The sequence below is a fragment of the Micrococcus sp. KRD012 genome (assembly GCF_017168555.1).
Classification (GTDB): Bacteria; Actinomycetota; Actinomycetes; order Actinomycetales; family Micrococcaceae; genus Micrococcus; species Micrococcus luteus.
In genome coordinates this window covers 11209-15513 of the sequence record NZ_JABFBB010000017.1, presented here as the reverse complement: position 1 = coordinate 15513, position 4305 = coordinate 11209, and the positions used below count along the sequence as shown (strand labels likewise).

The window sequence follows — 4305 nt, the reverse complement described above, 5'->3', positions numbered from 1 at the left end:
GCTCGGTGGGGGACGGGGCCGCGGTGACCTCGAGGGCATGGCGCACCACGGTCGTGCTGCCGTCGGCGTAGCGCACGGTCATCACGAGCTCGCCCGTGCCCGCCGCGGCGGGGGCGGTGATCCCGGAGAGCGTGACGGTCTCGGAGCCCGCGGGGACGGCCACGGTGCCCAGGGCGGTCTCGGTGCCGTCGGCCGTGCGGAAGGCGACGTCGACCGCGGTCGCCGCGGGGGCGCCGTCGGAGTCCACCACGAGGTCCCCGAGGGTCAGGCCGACGGCCTGCCCGGCCTCGACCGAGGCGGGGGCGTCGGTGACCGGCACGCCGTTCTTGCCGAAGTCCGGGGCGACGGCGCCGTGGGCCGCGTCCTGGGCGCGGGCGTAGTCCGTGATCGCCTGGGAGTCCAACAGGCCCATGTTCACGAAGTTCTGGCGGCCGGTCGCGAAGGCGGTGTAGCCGTCGGGGGCCTTGGTCGGGTCCCCGAGCGTCGTCCAGGTGTCGTCGGCCAGGAACGACTGGCTGGCCACCGTGTACATGCGGTCCGCCTGGAGCGGCTCGCCGTCGATCCACACGCCGGTCACCTTGTCCCCCTGCGGGCGGGACTCGTCGTAGGTCCAGGTCAGCTCCTCGGACCAGCCGAGGGTGAACTTGCGCACGTCGTTCCGCCAGTTCTCCTCGAGGGCCAGCTTGATGGAGGAGCCCGGGATGTCGAAGTAGGTGATGGTGTTGCCGAACGGCGCCATGTCGAGCAGCTCGCCCAGGGTGAGGCGACCGACGAGGTCGGCCGGCTTGGCCGGGAACGCGCCGCCGTCGGTGAAGCGGTCCGTCAGCAGCTCGGAGCGCAGGCCGCCGGGGTTGGTCACGCCGAGGTCCACCTCGGGGTTCGCCTGCTCGGCGGCGTGCTTGACGGCGTCGCCCACCCAGGTGCCCAGGGTGGTCTCGGCGGCGCGCGTGCCGCCGGCCTTCCAGGAGCCGCCGGCGTCGATGAGCTTCTGGTAGTCGGTGGTGATGGAGGCGGACAGGTCGGCCACGACCTCGCCCTGCAGGTCCTCGAAGACCGCGACGGCCTCCTGCTCGATCGCGTACACCTGGGCGGTGACGGGGGATTCCGCGGCGGCCTCGGCGGGGGCCTGCGTGGACCGGGCCAGCAGGCGCGGGGTGAGCCCGGTGACCTCGCCGTCGGCGCCCACGGTCAGCTCGACGGCGGCCAGGTGGCTGCCGGAGGCGCCCGCCTGGATCACGGGGCGGTGGGCGCCGCCGGCCGTGGTGTCGTACTGGTAGAGCTGGTGGGTGTGGGCGTTGAAGATGACGTCCACGGCGGAGGAGGTCTCGCCGACGATGCGGTCGAACTCGGCCCGGGCCGCCCGCTCGGCGGCCAGCTCGCCCGCCCCGGCGGCGCCGTCGTGGTACGAGGCCACGATCACGTCGGCGGCGTCCTGGGCCTCCAGCTCGTCCGCGACCGCGTTCACGGCGGCGACCTCGTCGAGGACCTCGTTGCCCTTCAGGCCCGCGCCGGTGGTGGTCGCGTACAGCTCGTTGGGGGAGGCGCCGATGACCGCGACGCGCACGCCGTCGACGTCGAAGACGGCGTGCGAGGTGAGGACGGGCTCCTTGCTCGTCGGGTCCACCAGGTTGGCGGAGAGCACCGGGAACTGGGCCCGGGACTCCACACGGCCCTGCAGGTCGTCCAGGCCCTTGTCGAACTCGTGGTTGCCGGCGGTGAGCGCGTCCAGGCCGAGCGCGTTCATCACGTCGATCGTCGGGTTGTCCTGCTGCACGTTGGACACGGACTTCGAGCCACCGATCAGGTCGCCGGCGCTGGTCAGCAGCGTGGAGCCGGCGCCGTGCTCGGCCTCGAACGCGGTGCGGTAGTCCTCCACGGTGTCCGCGAACTGCGTGCCGATGTAGTCCGCGGACAGCGCGCCGTGGAAGTCGTTGAAGGACAGGATCGAGATGGTGGTCTCGTCCGCGGCGGCCGTCTCCACGGCCAGGGCGGGCGCCGCGCTCGCGGGCGCGAGGACGAGGACGGTGCAGGCGGCCGTGGTGACGGCACGGCGGCGGAACAGGCTGGGCATGGCTCTCCCCGGGATGCGTGATGACAGAGGTGCGCCGCCGGTGGACGGCGGGGTGACGCGCGGAGTCCATCACATCCAGGTGGCCCCCAGGTGAACGAGAGGCGGCGGGCCGTCCGGCCCGCCGCCTCTCGTCGTGTGCACGCGGATGGTGAGGGATTCGAACCCTCGGCACGGGGTCACCGCACACCGGTTTTCAAGACCGGCTCCTTCGGCCGCTCGGACAACCATCCCGGGCCTGACCGCGACGGCGTGGGCCGCCGCGTCGAGGACCCACTCTAGCCCGTGGCCCGGCGGGCGGCCGGTGGCGAGTCCGGCCCCCCGCGCGCGAGGATGGACCCTCGACCCCCGACCAGAGGAGGAGACCCCCATGGACGTCCCCGCACAGATGCGCGCCGTGCGATTCACCGGCGCCGGCGACAACGGCGTCGTCCGCGTGGGCCACGAGCCCGTGCCGGACCCCGGCCCGGGCGAGGTGCTGGTGCACGTGGCCGCCGCGGGTCTCAACCGCGCGGACATCGCGCAGCGCGAGGGCCGCTATCCGCCGCCGCGCGGCGCCTCCGAGATCCCCGGGCTCGAGGTCTCCGGCACCGTGGCGGCGCTGGGACCCGAGGCCGGGATGCCGGGTGAGGGGCGCTTCGCCGTCGGTGACCGGGTGTGCGCGCTCCTGGCCGGCGGGGGCTTCGCCGAGTACGTCGCCGTGCCGGCGGGCCAGCTCATGGCCGTCCCCGACGGCGTCGGCCTCGTCGAGGCGGCGGCCCTGCCGGAGGTCGCCTGCACGGTGCACTCGGCGCTCGTGGGCCGTGCGGGCGTGCAGGCCGGGGACCGGGTGCTCGTGCACGGCGCCACCGGCGGCATCGGCTCCTTCGCCGTCCAGTTCCTCGCCGCGCTCGGTGCACGGGTGCTGGGCACCGCCGGCGGCCCGGAGAAGGTGGCGCTCGGTCGGCGGCTGGGCGCCGAGCACATGTTCGACCACCGCGCCGCCGAGTCCGGTGCCTTCGCCCCGTGGGTCAAGGAGGTCACGGACGGCCACGGCGCGGACGTCATCCTCGACGTCGTCGGCGCCCCGTACCTGGCGCCCAACGTGTCCGCGCTCGCCCCCGAGGGACGCATCGTGACGCTCGCGGTCCAGGGCGGCGCCGTCCCGGAGGACTTCAACATCATGAAGCTGGTGGTCAAGCGCGGCTGGCTCACGGGGGCGACGCTCCGCTCCCGCTCGGTCGTGGACAAGGCCGGGATCGTGGCCGCGGCCGAACGTGCCGTGTGGCCCCTGGTGGCGGCGGGCCGCATCGACGCGAGCGTCGGGGCGTGCTTCCCGCTCGCCGAGGCCGCCGAGGCGTTCGACTGGTTCGACTCCGCCACCCGCACGGGCAAGGTCGTGCTCGTCACCGACCCCGCCGACGCGCGCCGGCCGTCCGGCGACCGCGCATGAGGGGGCCCTTCGCACGCTTCCGTCAGGAGCGTGCCGACGACCGCGAGCTCGGCACGGGGCTGTGGCGCCGTGCCCACGACCGACTCGGCCGGGCCCTGGACCGCTACTGGCAGGTGCTGGAGGGCCAGCGGGGCACGGACGTGCTGAGCCCCGAGGAGCGCAACGGCGTGGTCCACGCCGGTAACGTCCTCACGGAACGGCTCCCCGCGGTCCGCGCCCTGTGCGTCCGCCTGCACCGGGACCACGAGGGCGACGGCGAGCACATCCCGGCCGAGGCCGCCGACGTCCACCGTGAGCTCTCCCGCGCCGCGCACGAGCTGGCCGCCACCGCCCAGGCCCTCGCCCTGTACCGGCTCGGTCAGGGTTCGGCGGAGTCGGTCGGCCGGCACGCCGAACGCACCCTCGGCCACCTGGACCGGGCGGAGGAGCTGGGAGCCGGGCTCTGACGGCGGCGCGCCCCGGAGGGCCGGCCCGGAGACGAGAGGACCCCGCCGCGTGATCACGCGGCGGGGCCCGGGGGAGCCCCCTGCCGGATTCGAACCGGCGACCTGCTCTTTACGAGGGAGCTGCTCTGGCCAGCTGAGCTAAGGAGGCACGTGACCGTGAACGGCCACGGCTGACGAGCATACCGGTTTCGCGGCCCCGATTCCACCGCGCGGCCGGGTGCGCGGGCCACCGGGTGTGGCCCGCCCCTTCCGCGGGTGTTCACCCCCAGGCCATGCCGCGGCCAGACGAGGACGGTTCCCTGGTGGGCACACACCGTCGACGGGAGACGCATGAGCCTGCCCCACGCCCCTCGCACCCC

General features: G+C 74.6%; 3 protein-coding genes and 2 tRNA genes. 2 read left to right on the top strand and 3 right to left on the bottom strand.

The features are described from left to right. On the bottom strand, positions 1 to 2071 hold a 2071-nt coding region (locus J1M37_RS07205; RefSeq protein WP_206452379.1), incomplete at its 3' end, for a bifunctional metallophosphatase/5'-nucleotidase. 142 nt (positions 2072 to 2213) lie between these two features. Beyond that, a tRNA-Ser gene (locus J1M37_RS07200) sits at positions 2214 to 2301 on the bottom strand. A gap of 137 nt (positions 2302 to 2438) precedes the next feature. On the opposite strand from J1M37_RS07200, the gene J1M37_RS07195 reads away from it, so the two are divergent. Together J1M37_RS07195 and J1M37_RS07190 are read left to right on the top strand one after the other, a co-directional pair. Continuing rightward, a complete protein-coding gene (locus tag J1M37_RS07195; RefSeq protein WP_081097720.1) occupies positions 2439 to 3500 on the top strand; it encodes an NAD(P)H-quinone oxidoreductase in 1062 nt (353 codons plus the stop codon). Beyond that, on the top strand, positions 3497 to 3946 hold the full coding sequence (locus tag J1M37_RS07190; RefSeq protein WP_002858061.1) for a hypothetical protein: 450 nt from the start codon (positions 3497 to 3499) through the stop codon (positions 3944 to 3946). Before J1M37_RS07195 ends, J1M37_RS07190 begins: the two co-directional genes overlap by 4 nt. Before the next feature lie 74 nt (positions 3947 to 4020). Here the strand turns inward: J1M37_RS07190 and J1M37_RS07185 are convergent. Next, positions 4021 to 4094 (bottom strand) — tRNA-Thr (locus J1M37_RS07185). Positions 4095 to 4305: the final 211 nt, after the last annotated feature.

Coding starts and splice junctions, on each gene's coding strand:
- J1M37_RS07195 (WP_081097720.1), top strand. CDS start 2,439: ATGGACGTCCCCGCACAGATGCGCGCCGTGCGATTCACCGGCGCCGGC.
- J1M37_RS07190 (WP_002858061.1), top strand. CDS start 3,497: ATGAGGGGGCCCTTCGCACGCTTCCGTCAGGAGCGTGCCGACGACCGC.